Source organism: Streptomyces sp. ISL-1 (assembly GCF_018614585.1).
Classification (GTDB): domain Bacteria; phylum Actinomycetota; class Actinomycetes; order Streptomycetales; family Streptomycetaceae; genus Streptomyces; species Streptomyces maoxianensis.
The window spans coordinates 42,857-60,724 of sequence record NZ_JAGGOI010000042.1 but is presented as its reverse complement, the minus strand read 5'-3'; the positions used below and the strand labels follow the sequence as shown (position 1 = coordinate 60,724).

Below are 17,868 nucleotides of genomic sequence, written 5' to 3'. Positions count from 1 at the left end.
TCGAGTCAGAAGACGACGAGTCCGTCCTGCCCACCGAACTCACCGCATAGCCTCAAATACGAGATCACCGAGTGGCCGTCGATACACCACTCCAGCGGACGTGACCCCAGGTTGTCCGCCAACTCGACGAAAGTCTTGGCGAGGAGCTGCTCATTCATTTTGGACACCCTCTGTTGAAAGACTAGTCCCGCTGGGGAGGGGCGGGAAGTGCAGCGCAGTGCATCCATCGGCCCGTGCGGGAGTGTCAGGCATCGTCATCGCCTTGATCTGGATCCGTGTTCGGGAAGAAGCTGAGACGGCGGGCGACCACGTCGGCGGCCACCTCAGCGAGCCGGCGCCCTTGGGCATAGGCATAGGCGCGGAGCCGGACGAAGGCTTCTTCGATGCCGACGCCGAGTTGTACGGTGAGGATGCCGGTGGCCTGGTCGATCTCGGCCCGGACTTTCACGTCTGTGGGCTCGGCGGCAGACGCCGCTCTGGTCGCGGAAATTCTGGAACTGCAGCCCGAGAATGAACAGTTGAGCCGGGCGCTGGCCAGTCGTGCGGTGATCGACCAGGCGCGTGGCATGGTGATGGCCCTGGCACCGTGTCCCGTGAGAGGGCCTGGGGCCTGCTGGTGGACGTATCGCAGCACTGCAACGTCAAGCTCAGGGACGTAGCCGCGGCCCTGGTAGCCACCACGGAGGACGAGGCCCTCCCCGACGCCATGCAACAGGCGCTGCGGCATGCCTTGCGTCGCCTTCACCAGCGGACCGGCGGTGACAGCGAGCGCCCGCCAGGCGGCACCGGAAGTTGTGACCTCGACCCTGCAGTGCGTTCGTCCTGGGGTCCCGGGGCCGAACCCGCAGTGAGCGACGCACCCTGGCCGCCAGCGGAAAGCAGCGGCCCTCAAACGGCACCGCGCAGGCACTGATTCCTACCGCCTGCTGAAGGCCGTCATGGAGACCGCGGTCGAGGACGACATGATCCGCAAGAATCCGTGCCGGATCCGCGGAGCGGGCCGCGAGGACGCTGACGAGCGTCCCGTCGCCTCGGTCGCGCAGGTCTTCGCCCTGGCTGACGTGATCGGGCTGCGCTGGCGGCTGATGGTCCTGCTCGGCGCGTTCGCCTCGATGCGCCCGGAGGAACTGGCCGAGCTTCGCCGCGCCGACGTGGATCTCGACGCCGGATCGGTGTGGGTACGCCGTGCCGCGCCCGAGCTGAACACCGGCCGGCGAGTGGTCGGCGACCCCAAGTCCCGCGCGGGCAAGCGGGAGATCGTGCTGCCGGCCTTCGTGCACCTCGATGTACGCAGGCACATGGAGTGGTTCGCCCAGCCGGGCCCCGAGGGGTTGGTGTTCGTCGGCGAGAAGGGGGCGGCCCTGCGCGGCACCACATTCGGCCGCAAGTGGCGTAAGGCCCCCGACCAGGTCGGCTTGCCGAAGAAATTCCGCTTCTACGATCTGCGGCACACGGGCAACACCCTCGCCGCCGACACCGGCGCGAAGCTCAAGGACTTGATGGTCCGCGCCGGCCAGTCGTCCGAGAAGGCGCAGCTGATCTATCAGCACTCCACCAAGGAGCACCAGCGCAAGCTCGCCGCCGACATCGATACCGACGTACGCCGCCAGCAGGCGATGGCGGCGGAGGCAGGCGGCGAGGACGCGACCGTCCACCCACTGGTCCCGCGCCCACGCGACATCAGCGAACTGGCTGTGCGCGAGATGTGATCCGGCTGCCGGGCGCCGCCCCGGCACTCGGGGCTCGGTCAGCGAGTCACGAGCGCGCGCCTCAAGTGCTGTGGCTGGTCTGGGCGATGAGCAGAGCGACGTCGTCGTGATGCTCCGGGTCGCGCAGTTCGCGAAGGAGCCGGTCCGCCGTTTCTTCCAAGGGCAGCCGCGGGCCGTCCAGCAGTTGGAGGAGGGCGTTCAGGCGCTCGTCGATGGGATCGTGGCGGGTTTCGACCAGGCCGTCGGTGTAGAGGATCAGCCGATCACCGGCGTCGAGGTGGAGGGTGGTGCGTTCGAAGGAGACGCCGCCGACACCGAGAGGGGCTCCGGTGGGCAGGCTGACCAGCTCGGGGGGACCGTCAGTGTGGACCAGTACGGGGGGCAGGTGACCGGCGTTGGCGAGGTGGCACTCCTCGCGGTGGGGGTCGTAGACGGCGTAGAGGCAGGTGGCGATGTAGTGCTCCAGGCCGCAGGTGATCTTGTCCAGGTGCTGGAGTACTTCGTCGGGGGTGAGGTCGAGGTCGGCGAAGGCGCAGGTTGCTGTACGCAGTCGGCCCATGGTGGCGGCGGCGTCAATGCCGCTGCCCATCACGTCGCCCACGACCAGTGCCGTCTTGTCGCCGTTCAGGGGGATGACGTCGAACCAGTCCCCGCCGACCTCGCTGGAGGCGTATGCCGGCTGGTAGCGGGAGGCCACATCGAGGCCGACGTGGTGTGGTGGATGCTGCGGCAGAAGACTGCGCTGGAGGGTGACTGCGGTGTTGCGCACGCTCTGGAACCAGCGGGCGTTGTCGATGCACACGGCCGCGCGGGTGGCGAGTTCACCAGCCAGGGTGGCGTCGTCCTCGTCGAAGGGCTGAGGGTTGCGGGCGCGTTGGAAGCCCACAGCGCCAAGAACCTCGCCGCGCGCGACCAGCGGTATGGCCAGGTAAGAGTGGACACCGGCGTGGGCCAGCAGGGCTGCGGCATCGGCATTGCGCGCGATGCGCTGCAGATCCTGATGGTCGACGTGGGGAATCAGGATGGGCATGCCGGTCTGTACGCATCGGGTGACCAGGCGGTCGGGGCCGTAGGAAGCGAGCTCTCCGGGAGGGTCAGCGGCGCGGGCCGCTTCGGTGGGGCAGGCGGTCGCGACCGCGAGAGCGCGGAAGAGTTCCGGTCCGGTGGTCGGCGTGGCCGAGTGCTGGAAAGCCAGGACGGAGTCGAGGACGTCCACCGAGACGACGTCGGCGAGCTCGGGCACTGCGATCTCGGCCAGCTCCCGGGCGGTCTGGTCCACGTCCAAGGTGGTGCCTACGCGGGCGGACGCCTCGGCGATGAGGGCCAGGCGCCTCCGGGCCCGGGCGGCCTCGGTGGCCGCGCGGTGCCGCTCGGTCACATCCACGACTGAGATGGCCACGCCGAGGATGTGCCCGCCGACGTCCTCGAGGCGGTGGAACGAGATGGACCAGGCATGGTCGTGATCCGGATCAGCTGGTGTGATGCCGACGGCGTGCTGATCAATCTCGGGGACTCCGGTCTCCAACACTTGCCGCAATGCGGACTCGATCGAATCGACGTCGAGGAAGGGCAACGCCTCCCGGACATGCCGCCCCATGTGTTCGGCGGCAGACAGCCCGTCGATGTGCTCCATCGCCCGATTGACCAGCCCGTAATGCAGGTCGGGGTCCAATACAGCCACCCCGATCGGCGACTGGGAGAACAGTCGCTCGGAGATCGCGAGGTCTGTCTCGACCTTTCTGAGGGTGGTGTGATCGGCAGCGATACCCAGGGCGTAGATATCGCCGAGGTCATCCAGCAGCCGCATGTTGCGGAACTCGACCAGCCGAGTGCTGCCGTCCTTGTGCCGGATCGGGAAGGCACCCGCCCAGCTCTGGCCGGTGTCCATAACATCGACGAACAGCTTGATCACCAAGTCGAGGTGTTGTTCATGGACCAGCAGTCGACCGGCGTATTCGCCCAGTGCCTCCTGGGCGGTGTATCCGAACAGCTCCTCGGCCTGTGGGCTCCAGAACACGATCCGCCCATCGGTGTCCAGAACCACCGCGGCGACGCTGAACCGGTCCAGCAGCCCACTCGGCGTGAACGGGCCGGCGCGTGGCAGGCCGGAGTCGGCACGGAAAGGTCCGGCTGTACTCATCCCGGGCACTCCCTCCGCCTGCCCCCTGCCCCCATGCTCCCCCCTTGGACGACCAGCGGCGCAGCCAGCGAGGGCGATCACTTCGCGTCTGCATACGCTCAGGCGCCCACCCCGACAGTGGCGCAAGTCACAGTAGTGAGGGCATCTCGCGATATGGAATGACGCCACGTCGACTCTTGCTGAGGGGGGCTTGCGTGGCCCAATTCAGCGCGGTAATCGGCCCCTTATGGCACGCGAATGGCACGCGCCCAAAAAATGGTCTAACAACAAACTAGGCCCCGGTCATTGACCTGGGCCTTCATTGTGGAGCGGGTGACGGGAATCGAACCCGCGCTCTGAGCTTGGGAATCACCGTGCTCCTGCGCCTCGGCTGCGGCCTGACCAGCGTGCACGGATGCCAGGGCTATCCCGAGGGCTCTTCCTGGCACCCGCTGTTGACCGTGGTTCACCGACCTATCGGGCACGGATCGGGCACGAGCGGTGAGGTACTGGCACGAGAGTGGCATGGCTCCGGAAGCCCTTCGCGCTGCCGTTTACAGCACGAGCGACACCGGGTAGATCTCGTCGGCGGTGTGGCCCGCCCGCTCATGGGTCCGCTGGATCGCTTCCGCCGAGGGCCCTTCGGACAGGCACCACACCGTGCCGGAATCCGGGTCGGCCCAGGCCTGCTCGAAGTGCACGCCTTCGTCGCCTTCCACCGCCAGATCAGCCCTGTGGGCGGCCAGGAACTGCTCGCTCGTAATCCCCTTCATGCCGTGGTGTACATCCATGAACTTCGTCATCGCTCCCACTCCTCCGGTCTCGTGACGGCACCGGGAACCGGTAGCCGCCAGCCTCGGCCCTCTCCTCCCATGCTGCACCTGCGGGTCGCGATGGGCGACTCGCCCCCGTGACCGCCGTCAGTGCTTGGCGCGGCTGGGCAGGTCGCCGAGGTCGTGCTCGCGCTCGTCTTGGTTGGCCAGGTCGAGAGGGCGGTGGAGCGGTTTGGGGCGGGAGTCTCAATGACTGAGTCAACTCGCCTGCCGGCTGCCCCTCGATGCGAACTACCGGCGGGACGGTCGCTGAGGTCTGCCGGGCTGGTCAGTCGCCTCCTTGCGTTCGGTGGCGGACGACTGCGGGCAACACGGTTGCTGTACTTCGCTGCTGTACCGCAGGATCCCGAGTGGAGGTGACCGTGGAACGCGACGTGCTTGTTCGACTGCTCGCTGACGGCGCTGAGGCTACGACCGCGGCTCGTAACGCGCTACTGGACGGTGGTGCCTACGTAGTCTGGAACGGGTCGACCTCTGCTGAGTCACTCACCCAGGTCTACGGACGTCGGCTTCGACACACTCGCCGGCTCGGGCTGGAGACACTGGACCTGGAGCGAGCTGTTCAGCTGCTTCGCCAGCATGACCAACCTGTTCGCTCGGTCGTGTCGACTCTTCCGATGGCTCCTGGGTCTTCATGCTCTTCCTCCCCGAAGACGGCCAGGCGCTCGTCGCTTGTACTGGTGTAAGGCAGCAGAAGTGACCACTGCCTTGTAAGCCTGGCACCGATCGCAGAACAGTCCGCGCTGGTCACCAGTCATCCGGGGCGTTGGGCCTGTCCACGGGTACCCGCACCTTGAACCGTTCCGGGTTTGATCGAGACTCTAGGTTGTGACTGTGACCTGGGGTTCAGTGTTCTGAAGGTGGTAGGCGGCTTCGTATTCTGCGGGCGGGACGTGGCCGATCTCACCGTGCAGTCGGCGGTGGTTGTACCAGTCGGCCCACTCAGCGGTGGCCAACTCGACCTCGGAAAGGGTCTTCCAGGGCCGGCGGGGCTTGATCAGCTCGGTCTTGTACAGGCCGATCGTCGACTCCATCAGCGCGTTGTCGTACGCGTCGCCGACCGAGCCGATGGACGCCGCGATGCCCTCGCCGGCCAGATGTGTGGCCAGCATGAACGAGGTGTATTGGCTGAGGCTTCGAACGCGCCGGCTAAGCCGACGCCGCCTTCAAGATCTCGTTCGCCAGCTTGAGCTCGGCGTTCTCGCGCCGCAACCGCTTCAACTCGGCCGACTCCTCCGTCGTGGTGCCTGGCCGAGCCCCGTTGTCGACCTGGACCTGGCGGATCCATTTACGCAACGTTTCAGTCGACCCGATGCCGAGTTTCGCGGCGACGGCCTTCATCGCGGACCACTCGGTGTCGTAGTCGGACCGCACTTCGGCGACCATGCGGACCGCGCGTTTGCGCAGCTCAACGGGATAGGGAGACGGGCGTGCCATGACTCGATCCTCTCAAACGATCGAGTCTCCACCGAACCCGGAACGGTTCACCTGGACAGGGCAGCACTCGGGGAACTGGGTGTGGTGGGCGTAGAGCAGCACATCGGTTGGTGCCCCACTGAACTCCGACGATCACCCAAGCCGCTAATGGCGGCAGCCTGCCGGACCCGGTGATGCGCCGGACCCGGTGATGCGCCGGACCCGGCGGCCCGGGCGCGGCGGCCCTGGCCGACGCGCAACACCGGCCAGCGCGCCCTGAAGCCGTCCGCGCCGCGGTGCCCTGGAAGGTGTTGTCGCTACTGGCTGATGGTTGCCGACGGCGGGGTCCAGCGGGTTTTGGGCGGGATGGTGCTGCTGACTCCGAAGTCGTTCTTGAGCTGTTCGGGGATGGCGTAGTGCATGACGCGGCCGCGGGTGAGGGAGGACAGTTCGAAGATGCTGGTCAGGTGTCCGAGTCGGTCCAGGGCCCAGCCCGCCAGGGGTGAGCGGTCCTCAATGGTTTCCAGCAGCCCCAGCAGGGCGGGGGCGGCCTTGAAGACGGTGTCCCAGGTGGTGCGGGGGACTTGCAGCCAGTCGGCGCAGGTGTCGCCGATCAGGTAGCGGATCAGGGCGGAGACGATCGGGTCGAAGAAGGTACCGGGCACGACTTCTTCGTAGAGGTCGATGAGCTGGCGGGTGAGCTGGGCGCCTTCCTCGCTGGGGCCCATGTGGCGGGTCATGTACAGGTCGGAGAACTCGCGGGCTGCCTGTAGGTCCTTGGGGACATGGTCCTGGTCGACGCCGAGGATGGCGCCGACCACCCGCCAGGCGTAGTAGTAGGACTCGGCGCCTTCGTTGCTCATGTGGATGCCCAGGCGGTGCAGGGCGTCGAGGACCTGGATGGAGAACATCATCTGCCCGCCGATCATGTCCTCCTGACAGATCGGCGTGCCCAGGGCGGCGGTGTCCCAGCGGTCCTCCCGCTTGAGGTGGTGGCGGATGGAGGCGTGCAGCAGCCGCACCTTCTGCGCGGCCGGGATGAAACGGCTGCCGGCTTCGAACGCGCCGGGCTGCATGAGGTAGACGGTGAACTGGCCCGTCTCAGCCATTCGCTTGGAGGGGTACTTCAGCGAATGGGTGGCCGACAGCAGCTTGGCCACGTGCGGCAGGACGTAGCAGGCGGGCATCGAGGCGAACGACAGCGCGGTGGAGATGTGCACGTTGTTGTCGATGAAGAACAGCCGTGCCTTCTCCATCTCACTCCAGTCCACCCAGGCCGGCGGCGTGCTGGTCTCGTTCAGGTACTCGCGGGCCACGTCCGGCAGCCCCTCGGGAAGCTCCTGCCCGACGGTGGAGACGTAGCGCATGAGCGTGTTGAACTTGCCGACTTCTCCGCGCTCGAACAGCGTCGCCACAGTCGCGTCGGCGAGTTCGTCCCCTCCCGTGCGCAGGGCGTCCATGGACGCTCGGGTGTAGGTCATGGTGCTCCTCCGGTGGGATGGCGGTCAGTGAGTGCGGGTGGCTGAGACGGTCGCCAAGGCCGACAGTGCGCGGCGGGCCTCGGTGGTCAGATCGGCGTCGGACAGAGCCTCGTGTGCTTCACGCAGCCGGGCGCTGATCATGTCTTCGAGGCGGGCGACGGCCCCGGTGCGGTGAGCGATCTCCCGGACCCGTTCCACCTGCTGCTCGCTGAGGTTCGCCTGCCCGAGCAGGCTGTGCAGCTCGCCGTGTTCCGCCTTGGTGGCGGACGTGAGCGCGTGGGCCATCAGCGCGGTGGGCCGGTTCCCGGCCAGGTCATCGGCCGGGTCCTTGCCGGTCTGCTCAGGATCGCCGAACAGGCCCAGCAGGTCATCGCGCAGCTGGAATGCCTCGCCCAGCGGCACGCCGTAGTCGCTGTACGCCTGCAGCAGCCGCGGTGGGGCACCGGCGAGAAGGCCGCCGATCTGCAAAGGGTGTTCGACGGTGTATTTGGCGGCCTTGTAGCGGATCACCTTCACCGACGCGTCCGGGTCCGGCTCGGCTCCGGTGCGCAATACCTCCAGGCACTCACCGGCCACCAGTTCGCGTGCCAGAACCGCCCACAGAGGCCGGGCCCTGCCCAGGAAGGCGCCGGGCAGGCCCGAGGTGGTGAACAGCTGCCCGGCCATCGACATCAGCAGATCACCCACCAGCATGGCCAGGGCCCGGGCGCCGGCCTTCGGCCGCACATGATCGGTGAGGACCTTGCGCAGGGCGATGTGACCGGTGGGCTGGCCGTGCCGGGTGCGGCTGTGGTCGATCAGGTCGTCGTGCACGACGGCGGCCGCATGGACCAGCTCGATCGCGCTGGCGGCGCGCACCAGCGCCTCGCTGTCGGGCTGGCCGGCCCCACGCCAGCCCCAGTAGCAAAACGCCGCCCTGAGGCGCTTGCCGTGCCCGGTCGCGGCATGAAGTCGCTCTGCAACCGGCGCCAGACAGGCATCGATGTCAGCCAGCGCCCGTGCTTCCGCGGCAACGAATTCGCCGAGGACTCGGTCGATGCGCTTCTTCAGGAAGGCGTGCTCTTCCCCTTCACTCACTGCCGCGCTCCGCCTGGATGCGAGCGGTCACGGTGCGGGCGAGGACCTCCAGGTGAGCCGGCCCGGCGGCCGCATGCCGGTCCAGGAGCAGGCGGCCGCGGGCCTTGGTCTCCTCCTGGCCGTCCACCAGAAGGTCCCCGAGATCGGCGCGGCGCAGCAGGCCGCTGACGCCGCCCACCGCGCTGCTCAGACCGCAGACCGCCAGATCGGCAAGGCCGGCCACCAGGGCCACCGTGTCCTCGGTCAGGCCCGGCTTGCGGCCGTCATGGTGTGTCACAGCATGTCCCCCTGCGGCAAGGCCCGCACCGGCTCGGGCCGGCACAGAGCAGCGCGTAGCGGTGTTCGGCACAACACGATTCGAGTCTGGCCACCGAACACACCCCAGGCAGCCCTTATGCACCATCGAGTGATCTTCTTCTAAGATCCCCACATGCAGTAAGCGGCACCTGTTACGGGACAAGAACCTGGTCACGGCTAGGCCCTGCCTGACGGGTCCGCCGCCGACTCTGAGACCCTGCCAGCTCAGCCGAGCCGGCCTAGTCAGCCATGTCGAGCGGGTCCTCCCGCCCACCGCCACCCGCGTCGACAACACTCCTCGCACCGCCCACCGGACCAGCCGCTGACCGCGCCGCCCCGGCTGCAGCACGCCCCTCGCAGTAATGTGCACGCAGCGAAGCCGTGGGCGAGGCGGCGCCGTGGGGGCTCGCTTCCTGATCAGGCGGCGAGGGGAGGGCGGCGCCGGGTGACCACCAGGATGGCCATGTCGTCCTCGTGTTCGCCCTCGGTCCAGCGGCCGACGTCTTTGGTGAGTGCATCCACCAGTGCATCGGGGTCCCTGAACCGCCTGCGCATGCGCTCTGAGGAGACCGGATCATAGAAAGTCCCCCGCTTGTCCCGCGCCTCGGTGACACCGTCAGTCACCAGCAGCAGCGAGGCCCCCGGGGGCAGCCGCACCACATCGACGGGCACGGAGCCAGCAGGAGTGATATCGCCCAGCCCCACCCCGAGGGGCAGCTGTGGGGCGGTCGGGTCGAGCCGTACGAGCTGTCCGTCGTGAACCAGGTACGGGGGCGGATGCCCGCGGTTCACCAGGCTCAGCACCTCGCCGTCGGCGGAGACCTCGGCCAGCACAGCGGTGGTGAAGCCCTCCGTGGAGATCACCGGGCCGCTCCGGGCCGCTGCCCTGGCCAGCGCCTCGTCCATCCGCTGTCCCAGCGTGACCAAGGTGGGAGCGTACTCGGCCTCCTGACGGAACGTTCCGATCGCGACCGACACGGCGGCGACAGCCGCCATACCTTTGCCCCGCACATCTCCGATGATCATCCGCACCCCGAACGGCGTCTCCTGCACCGCGAAGAGATCACCGCCGATCCGCGCCTCGGCCTGCGCCGCCGTATACCCCGCAGCCACGGTCAGCGGCCCGACCTCCCTCGGCGGGTCCGGGAGCACCGCCCGCTGGACTGCCTCCGCGACATCCCTGGCCAGCGCCAGATCGCGCCCTTGCCGCACAATGAGCCGGTTGACCGCGAGAGCCAGCACGCCGATCAAGCCGACCACGGCCAGATCGACAAACAATGGCGTCGCCGGACGTCCGCGTTCGATATCCACCGCCACCGAGACCACGCACGTGACACACACGACGGCGAGCGCGGAGCGGAAGGAGAGCGTGGCGCCCGCGACGAGCGGTGCGGCGGCCAGCAGCGGGAGTCCCGTGTACGGCTGGGGCGCGAAAAGGTCCAGCAGGACGCCAGCCACGAGGGCCAGCGCCGCGAGCGTCCACGGCACCTTCGCCAGCGTGGGTTGCAGGACTTTCACAGTGCATCTCCCGCTGCCGGGCCGCGCTCACGACCCGGAAGAAACGGGGCCACCGCACGGTTTGCCTTAGCGCACCATGTTTGTCCTTCCAATGGCTTCACATATACGCCTCGTGGGCCAGATGTGCTCGTTGCAGGCGCACTCCCACCCGTGGCCAAGGGCGGTTCACCTGTACTTCTTCCCGTCATCTGCCGGTCATCGGACTTCACCGGGCCGGGCTTCGCGGCCAGGTCGGGGCGGCGTGATCTTGAGATGACCGTGGTCACGAGCCCGAGGATCTCCCCGTCGACGCGCACCCGGCGGCCGCTCGTCGGCGACGGCGGATACACGATCACAGGCAGTCCGGACATGCCCCGAGCCTCGTACCGGACCGGTCCTGCCGCATCCGGACAGCACGAAGCCCCACGCTCAGCGGGCGCTTGAACGGCTCGGGACGGGCCCGATCTCGTCGGCGGAGACGAGTCGGCCCGGACCATTCGGACGCTTCTCCCGTGCGTTCTTCATCTACTCCCCCGCTCCCGATGATCAGTGGTCGATGGACAGCTGCACTCCGGTGTGGATGGCCCAGCGGGCCAGGGCGCCGGCTTCTGCTTCCAGGACGTGGCGAGCCCGCGAGCGCGGCGTTCCAATGCGGTTGGGCTTCATCGTGTGGACGTCTGTGACGCGCAGCTGCCTGTCGAGGTACGCGGCGTCGATGGTGAAGCGCAGGCGCAGGGTGTGGATGCTGCTGGAGGGGTGATCAGGATGGCTCCGTCGATGCCGTCGCGGCCCAGGAGCCCGCGGGTGCGGGCTCTGAGCGAGGCGGCGATTTCCAGCGGCACGGCGCACTAGGTGTATTGATCACGAGTGTTGTTGACACCCGTAGGTCTTGATCACGGCGAAGACCTCCGGTGTGGTGGAGGTGTCTAGGCTCCACACCACGCACGGAGGTCTTCGTGTCCACCGTAATGCCCGGCTGACCGTTCACGGCAGACGGCTGCTGGTTGAACGCGTCGATTCCGGGCGCGCAATCGCCCGTGTCCCCGCGGAGATGGGTATCTCGCGAACCACGGCACACAAGTGGGTCCGCCGCTGGCGGGTGGAGGGCTCACGGTCCAGGCAGCGCGTGAAGTCGCCGACCAGCGGGCGCCAGTCCGGCGGTGACTGTTGCTTCAACTCTGTGCGCCGTCGGCAGGCGAGTCCCCTGGCAGGCCGGCCAACCCGCCCCTCCACACCACCCGCAGCTGCTCGTCCTCGGCCGCTAGGACACCGACGGCCGCCTGCGCGCGGGTCGGACGGGCGACGGCGCTGAAGCCAGACGCCCCGTCAGCTCGCCGACCACCATAACCAGGCCGCCCCCCGTGGACCGGTGTACGGTTCACCGCCTCCTGGGGCAGCCGCGACCCCCTCGACCCCATCCTCGTCGTGCCCCCGACCCCGTTGCCGAGATCGGCGCCGACACTGCCATCGACCGGGGTACCTGGCGTCATCCGCTGCGCGTGCTGGGGGAGATCGTGCGGCAGTACCGCCCGACACGATCTCCCACAGTTTGTGCCCGGTCGGTGCGATGCTCGTCGGCCGGGGCGAGGAGCAACGGGCCGCACCCCGGCGTGGCCGCTTCACGCGCTCTCAGCCGCGACAACGCACACCGGACGTGCTATCAATCAGGGGCAGTTGACCATCGAGTCGCCGATGTCGCGGTTGCAGGAGTCGAAGGCGAGACCGCCGTCGAGGCTGTCGTTGGCGTTGACGCCGTCGGTGGCGTTGAGGGTGTCGTTCCCCTCGTCGCCGCTCAGGGTGTCGTTGCCGCTTCCTCCGGCCAGGGTGTCGTTTCCGGGGTTCCCGTTGAGGGTGTCGTTGCCCTCGTTCCCGTTGAGGGTGTCGTTTCCGGCATTGCCGTTGATGGTGTCGTTTCCTCCCAGCCCGGAGATGGCGTCGTTCCCGGGCCCGCCGTTGATGGTGTCGTTGCCCGGAGTCGCTGCCGTGAGGCCGAAGACGCCGGCCGGGTCGTCGCCGACAAGGTGATCCGCGCGGGGGCCGCCGTTGAGCTGGTCCTTGCCGTCGCCCCCGTAGAGAGTGGCGGGAGCGTCCAGATTCGGGGAGACCGTAATGTCGTCATCGCCGTCCTGGCCGTTGACCTGCACGGCCGTGGGGAGCGGGCACGCCGCGGTGTTCTGTGACCGTGTCTCGCAGGGGGCGACGGCGCGCACCTCGTCCGCGTTGTCCGACACGAGGACGACGCTGCCCTGACGGCGGACGGTGATGTCATTGGCCACGCCCTGATCCGCTGTGACGAGCAGAGTGCCGCCGATCATCTCGACCACCGTGGCGTCGGCGAGGTGCCGGGGCTCGGCGGTGAGCGGGGCCGCCGAGGCCGAGGTGCCGGCCAGCGCAGCGCATAGGAGCGCTCCGGCCGACAGGATCGCGTAGATACGTCGCGCTGTCATGGTTGTGCGTCTCCTTCGTCGTGTCGCTGGCACTGCGGGCCTGTCTCCGCGCCGTTCGCGCTCGCCGGTCACGGGCACTCCGTGACACTGTCGCCCAGATCGGCCGTGCAGTTGTCGACCTCTGTGCCCCCCTGGACGTAGTCATTGCCGCTGACGTCGTCCACGGCGTTGATGCTGTCCCGGCCGGCGCCGCCCTCCACGAAGTCGTTGCCGGTGCTGGCGACCACCTGGTCGCCGCCGTTGCCGCCGCTCACCACGTCGTTCCCGGGGCCTGCGTTGATGACGTCGGAGCTGGCCCGGCCCTCGATCGAGTCGTTGCCGGCGCCGCCGAAGATGCGGTCCGGGCCGCTGGCGCCGTTGAGCGTGTCGTTGCCGCCTCCGCCGGAAAGGAAGTCGGAGCCTTCGTCGCCTTCCAGGGTGTCGTTGGCGCTGCCGCCCTGGAGGCTGTCGTCACCCGCGCCACCAACGAGGGTTACCCCGGGACTCGCGAGGGATGAGGTGACGTTGTCGGCCTGGTCACCGGCGTTGACGACGAGCTCGGTGAGGCTGCCGGCCCCCGGACAGACGGCCTCCGTGGCGCTGAGCGCGGTGCACCCGCCGAAAGCAACGATGGTGTCACCGGTGTCCCTCACCCGGATCGTGTCGCCGACCTGCCACACGGAGATGGTGTTGCCCAGGCCCACAGCGGCGGTGACGGTGACCGACGTGCCGTTCTTGCTCACCAGCGTGCCGGCCACAGCGGAGCCGAGCGGCTGGGTACTGGGGGTCGCACTCGCCGGGCCGGTGAGGCACAGCGTGAAGCCGAACACCGTTGTCAGGAGCGCAACGGTGCGATGAAGCGCCTTGTCCATGACCTGCCTCCTGGAAAACGTGCGGGATTGTTAATTCGGCTCGAAATGCTTTCGTGGCCCAGTGGTGACATAGCGCAGCGGCGCCACCCGCATGCCTGGAACGGCGTTTGCCGCTTGGGTGCGTTGGGCCGTTCCACGGGCCCGCGAATCGTTGCCTCGTCACCTTGGTTCGGGACAGCGGAATTTTGCCCGCCGGAAACGGCGTCTTACGGTGTGCTCGCCTTCCCGGCGTTCATGACGGCAGTACGGCAGTGCGTGGTGGTTCACAGCAGAACTGGGCGCGCATTGTCGGAAACGTTGCCACGCATCGGATGATGCCCGGTGCTCCCTCGGCTGCCGGGCCTGAGTATGCCGTGTGGAGACCTTGTGGAAGAGAGGGTTTAGCGCCATTGAAAGGATAATTCCGCGAGTTTCTGACGTGCGGTGCAGGCCGTGCCGACGGCAGGAGTGCTGCGGAAAGGAACGCGTCCAGGGTGGCGGAAAACGCCTCGTGGGCGAGTCCGTGGCTCATCATCCCGTGGGGGGGTGTCTCAATTTAACGGCCCTGTCTCATATTCGGTGGTGGCTGAGCTGACTGGGCTCGTTGACATCGTGTGCGTGATGTCAACGAGCTTGCGAGTACGGTGTTTTCGGGGCTGGGTCCCCTGACTGTCGAGGATGTGGTCGACGAGGGCGAGCGGATCTGGGTGCGGGCGCGGACGCCCGAGGGCCCGGCTGCGTGCCCGGGCTGTGGGGCTGAGACGACCCGGGTGCACGGCTATCATCTGCGGACCGTGGCCGACGTGCCGGTCGATGGGCGGCGGGTGGTGGTCCGTGTGCGGGTGCGCCGTCTGGTGTGTCCCACGCGCGGCTGCCGTCACACCTTCCGCGAGCAGGTACCCGGAGTCCTGGAGCGATACCAGCGACGCACCGCCCGTCTGACCAGGCAAGTCAAGGCCGTGGTCAAGGAGTTAGCGGGCCGGGCCGGGGCACGTTTGCTGGCGATACTCGCGGTGGGCTTGTCGCGTCACACGGCCCTGCGCGCCCTGCTGCGCATCCCGTTGCCCACCGGGCGGGTGCCCCGCGTGATCGGCGTCGACGATTTTGCTCTGCGCCGGCGGCACCGCTACGCCACCGTGGTGATCGACGCCGAAACCCATGAGCGGATCGACGTGCTGCCCGACCGCACGGTCGGCACTCTGGAGGCGTGGCTGCGCGCCCATCCGGGAGTCGAGGTCGTGTGCCGTGACGGCTCCGCGACCTACGCCGAGGCCATCCGCCGCGCCCTGCCCGAGGCGGTCCACGTCGCTGATCGCTGGCATCTGTGGCACAACCTGTGCGAAGCCGCCCTGAGCGAGGTGAAGGCGCCCAGCAGCTGCTGGGCTACCGCCCTGGACGCGCCCCTGTACGACGGGCCCCGCGTGCGAACCACCCTGGAACGCTGGCACCAGGTCCATGACCTGATCGACAAGGGGGTGGGCACGGCCTGCTCGAATGCGCACGCCGTCTCCAACTGGCCCTGAACACCGTCAAACGCTACGCCCGGGCCGATCGGCCCGAGCGGATGCTCCGTGTCCCCAAGTACCGTGCAAGCCTTGTCGACCCCTACCGTGAGCACCTGCGCAAACGCCGGACCGAGGACCCTGGCGTCCCCGTCCTGCACCTCTTCGAAGAGATCAAGGCCCTCGGCTTCACGGGCTGTCTGAACCTCCTGCACAAGTACATCAACCAAGGCCGTGCGGACGCCGACCGCAGCCACATCTCCGCGCGCAGATTCGCCCGGATGCTGCTCACCAGGCCCGACCACCTCAAAGCCGAACATCACGACCTGCTGGCCCGGCTCACCGCCGCCTGCCCCGAAATGACCGAACTCTCCACCCGCATCAGGGCGTTCGCCCAGCTCCTGATGCCTCGCCCAGAAAATGCCGACACGCTCGCGCGCTGGATCGCCCAGGTCCACGCAGCCGACCTGCCCCATCTGCACGCCTTCACCCGGGGCCTGGACCGAGACCGCGATGCTGTCATCGCCGCGTTCACACTCCCGTACCACAACGGCGGAACCGAAGGCGTCAACACCAAGACCAAGCTGATCGCCAGGCAGATGTACGGGCGGGCACACTTCACCCTCCTACGCCACCGCATCCTCCTCGGATGACCTCACGCTCAGCCACCACCGAATATGAGACAGGGCCGTTGATTAGACACTCCCTTCGCATCGAGGGGCGCAGGCTGGCCGGCGACTTGATCGGTCATTGAGACTCCGCCGACCGCGATCACATCTGGCAGCGAGCACTATCGCCTGCCAGGATCGGGCCGTGATCAAGTCTTCAAAGATTTTGGGATTGTTGGACGTGGCCCTGGACTGATGGGGTCTGGCAGTCTCTGCTCTGCTCCTGGCAGGAGGTATCCGCGACTACCGCAACGGTGGGCCCCTGGCCTGGCCAATGGCTGGAGCGGTACTGGTCCCGGTTACTGAGGTTGAACTCGTGGAGTAGTCGTAGGGGCTGACGGCTCGTGGGTCCTGCGGTATCACCAAGAGCATGCGGTATCCACAGGGAGGCGGGCTGACCGCCGAACGACAGCAGTTCCGCGAGGAGTTACGGCTCCAGTCGGCGAGCAGTTCGCCGGGGTGAGGCGAGCTCGCTGATCGCCAAGGAGCTGCGCGTCAGCGTCCGGTCGGTGCAGCGATGGCGGCAGGCGTGGGACGAGGGCGCTCCGGGAGCTCTGCGATCGCCCCGTCAGCAGTTGGCTTGTTGCGAGTGCGACGCCCGCCGATATGCTCTCGCCAGCCGCTCGGTCAGCCGGTCAACCCGAAGCTCTGTCCCCAAGAGGCCTTCCACCCCGGCGGGCGCCCACCGCCGCATCCACTGCTCGGCTTCCCGCACATCGCTGGTCCCGGGCGTCAGCGCCCACGGCGCCTCGCTGCAGCAGATCGAACGCGATGAAGTGAGCCGGCTGGCGACGGGCCAGCTCCAGCACGCCCCGCGGACGGCGGTTCATACGCTGCTGCAGCGCACCGAAATCGAGCTAGCCCTCGGCGTAGATGACCACCTCGCCGTCCAGGACAACCTCCTCCCCCCAGCGCGGCGCGCGTCGGCGATCTCGGGGAACGCCACGGTCAGATCCCGGCCGTTAGGGCGTGACCGTGCTCAGAGATGGGGCGTACCTCAACAGCGGACTCGTCGTCCCGCATGGCAAGCGGCCCGGCCGTTCCCTGCTAGCCGGCGAGGAAGAAGACAATTCCGAGCATCGCCGGGTCAGAGCCCGCTGCGGTTCCGCGCCGTCAGCGGAGATCGGTGCCGTGAAGCAGCAGTTGGACGACATCGGCCCCGGCAATCGCCATGGTGGCCCGGAAAGCGAGCTTTCCGTCGGCCGCGCGGAGCGTTCGGGTCAGGGCGGCCGTGCACAGCAAAGTGGTGAACCCCAGTACTGCCCAGCCGGACACGGGGGCCGGCCCGGGGGGCGCGAGGACCAAAACGAAGGACGAAGCGAGCACCAGGAGAGCCGCCATAGGACCGGTCCACCGCCTACCCAGCCGCTGCGGAAGGCCGGTCACGCCTGCTTCGAGGTCATGGTCGATGTCCGGCAGCACATTGGCGAAGTGGGCACCTGTGCCCAGCAGGGCGGCGGCGGCCATCAGCCACAGCGGCGGCCATGAGCCGCTGGGCAGGGCAAGGGTGACGAAGGCGGGAAGAGTGCCGAAGGCGAAGGCGTACGGCAGCCAGGAAGCGGCCGTGCGCTTCAGATGGAGGTTGTACCACCAGGCTGCCGCGACACCGCCCAGATGAGTGCAGGCCGCGAGTGGTCCGCAGGCCGTCGACAGGAGGATGCACAGCGCCAGGGCCGAGGCTGCGCCGACGGTCACCGCCCCGGGCCGTGCTTGGCCGGTGGCCAGCGGCTTGTCCCTGCGCTGGGCTTTTCGGTCGCGCCACAGATCGATGCGATCGTTGCACCAGCCGACTGAGAGCTGTCCGGCGGCCACCGCGCATACCGTGACAGTACCGCCGGGGAGGCTGTGCCCCACCGCAGCGGCCAGCGTGGCAGTGAAGGCGGTTACTGCGGCGGCGGGAAGCGGGTGACATGCCGTCAGTAAGCCAGTCACCGGCCTGACCGGGAGAGCGATGGGTGCGCCTACGGTGTCCTCGGCGGTGGGGGCGCTTGG

Annotated in this window: 11 protein-coding genes and 7 pseudogenes; 4 read left to right on the top strand and 14 right to left on the bottom strand. The window is 68.1% G+C overall.

The window, feature by feature from the left end:
• Window positions 1-5: 5 nt before the first annotated feature.
• A complete protein-coding gene (locus tag J7E87_RS28830) occupies window positions 6-158 on the bottom strand; it encodes a hypothetical protein (protein WP_215097489.1) in 153 nt (50 codons plus the stop codon).
• Window positions 159-244: 86 nt separating this feature from the next.
• Window positions 245-727: an ANTAR domain-containing protein gene (locus J7E87_RS35540; RefSeq protein WP_251018145.1), complete on the bottom strand. Its 483-nt coding sequence runs from the start codon at window positions 725-727 to the stop codon at window positions 245-247.
• A gap of 187 nt (window positions 728-914) precedes the next feature.
• On the opposite strand from J7E87_RS35540, the pseudogene J7E87_RS28820 reads away from it, so the two are divergent.
• Window positions 915-1,709, top strand: a pseudogene (locus J7E87_RS28820) (tyrosine-type recombinase/integrase); the annotation flags it as partial.
• A 61-nt stretch (window positions 1,710-1,770) separates the two neighbouring features.
• On the opposite strand, the gene J7E87_RS28815 reads toward J7E87_RS28820, so the two are convergent.
• The 9 genes and pseudogenes from J7E87_RS28815 to J7E87_RS28780 form a co-directional block, all read right to left on the bottom strand.
• Window positions 1,771-3,849 (bottom strand): SpoIIE family protein phosphatase, encoded by a 2,079-nt coding sequence (locus tag J7E87_RS28815; protein ID WP_215097488.1) that lies wholly within the window; start codon window positions 3,847-3,849, stop codon window positions 1,771-1,773.
• A gap of 533 nt (window positions 3,850-4,382) precedes the next feature.
• Window positions 4,383-4,631, bottom strand: a complete 249-nt coding sequence (locus J7E87_RS28810) for an SCO4226 family nickel-binding protein (protein WP_215097487.1) — start codon at window positions 4,629-4,631, stop codon at window positions 4,383-4,385.
• A gap of 851 nt (window positions 4,632-5,482) precedes the next feature.
• Window positions 5,483-5,791 (bottom strand): annotated as a pseudogene (locus J7E87_RS36605) (integrase core domain-containing protein); the annotation flags it as partial.
• Window positions 5,792-5,816: 25 nt separating this feature from the next.
• Window positions 5,817-6,098, bottom strand: a pseudogene (locus tag J7E87_RS36600) (transposase); the annotation flags it as partial.
• Window positions 6,099-6,394: 296 nt separating this feature from the next.
• Window positions 6,395-7,558 (bottom strand): oxygenase MpaB family protein, encoded by a 1,164-nt coding sequence (locus J7E87_RS28800; RefSeq protein WP_215097486.1) that lies wholly within the window; start codon window positions 7,556-7,558, stop codon window positions 6,395-6,397.
• 24 nt (window positions 7,559-7,582) lie between these two features.
• A complete protein-coding gene (locus J7E87_RS28795) occupies window positions 7,583-8,635 on the bottom strand; it encodes a polyprenyl synthetase family protein (RefSeq protein WP_215097484.1) in 1,053 nt (350 codons plus the stop codon).
• Window positions 8,628-8,912, bottom strand: a complete 285-nt coding sequence (locus J7E87_RS28790; protein WP_215097482.1) for a polyprenyl synthetase — start codon at window positions 8,910-8,912, stop codon at window positions 8,628-8,630. The genes J7E87_RS28795 and J7E87_RS28790 overlap by 8 nt, the downstream gene beginning before the upstream one ends.
• Before the next feature lie 437 nt (window positions 8,913-9,349).
• Window positions 9,350-10,450, bottom strand: coding sequence for a PP2C family protein-serine/threonine phosphatase (locus tag J7E87_RS28785; protein ID WP_308313111.1), 1,101 nt, complete (start codon window positions 10,448-10,450; stop codon window positions 9,350-9,352).
• Between the two features lie 525 nt (window positions 10,451-10,975).
• A pseudogene (locus J7E87_RS28780) lies at window positions 10,976-11,271 on the bottom strand (DUF192 domain-containing protein).
• 80 nt (window positions 11,272-11,351) lie between these two features.
• Here J7E87_RS28780 and J7E87_RS28775 point away from each other — a divergent pair.
• A pseudogene (locus J7E87_RS28775) lies at window positions 11,352-11,537 on the top strand (leucine zipper domain-containing protein); the annotation flags it as partial.
• Window positions 11,538-12,093: 556 nt separating this feature from the next.
• Here the strand turns inward: J7E87_RS28775 and J7E87_RS36000 are convergent.
• Complete coding sequence (locus J7E87_RS36000) at window positions 12,094-12,876, bottom strand: calcium-binding protein (RefSeq protein ID WP_215097480.1); 783 nt, start codon at window positions 12,874-12,876, stop codon at window positions 12,094-12,096.
• Window positions 12,877-12,944: 68 nt separating this feature from the next.
• Window positions 12,945-13,727: a calcium-binding protein gene (locus tag J7E87_RS28765; protein ID WP_215097479.1), complete on the bottom strand. Its 783-nt coding sequence runs from the start codon at window positions 13,725-13,727 to the stop codon at window positions 12,945-12,947.
• A gap of 623 nt (window positions 13,728-14,350) precedes the next feature.
• On the opposite strand from J7E87_RS28765, the pseudogene J7E87_RS28760 reads away from it, so the two are divergent.
• Together J7E87_RS28760 and J7E87_RS35525 are read left to right on the top strand one after the other, a co-directional pair.
• A pseudogene (locus J7E87_RS28760) lies at window positions 14,351-15,861 on the top strand (ISL3 family transposase).
• Between the two features lie 981 nt (window positions 15,862-16,842).
• A pseudogene (locus J7E87_RS35525) lies at window positions 16,843-16,974 on the top strand (IS5/IS1182 family transposase); the annotation flags it as partial.
• Between the two features lie 15 nt (window positions 16,975-16,989).
• Here J7E87_RS35525 and J7E87_RS28755 read toward each other — a convergent pair.
• Window positions 16,990-17,808, bottom strand: a complete 819-nt coding sequence (locus tag J7E87_RS28755; RefSeq protein WP_215097478.1) for a UbiA family prenyltransferase — start codon at window positions 17,806-17,808, stop codon at window positions 16,990-16,992.
• Between the last annotated feature and the right edge of the window lie 60 nt (window positions 17,809-17,868).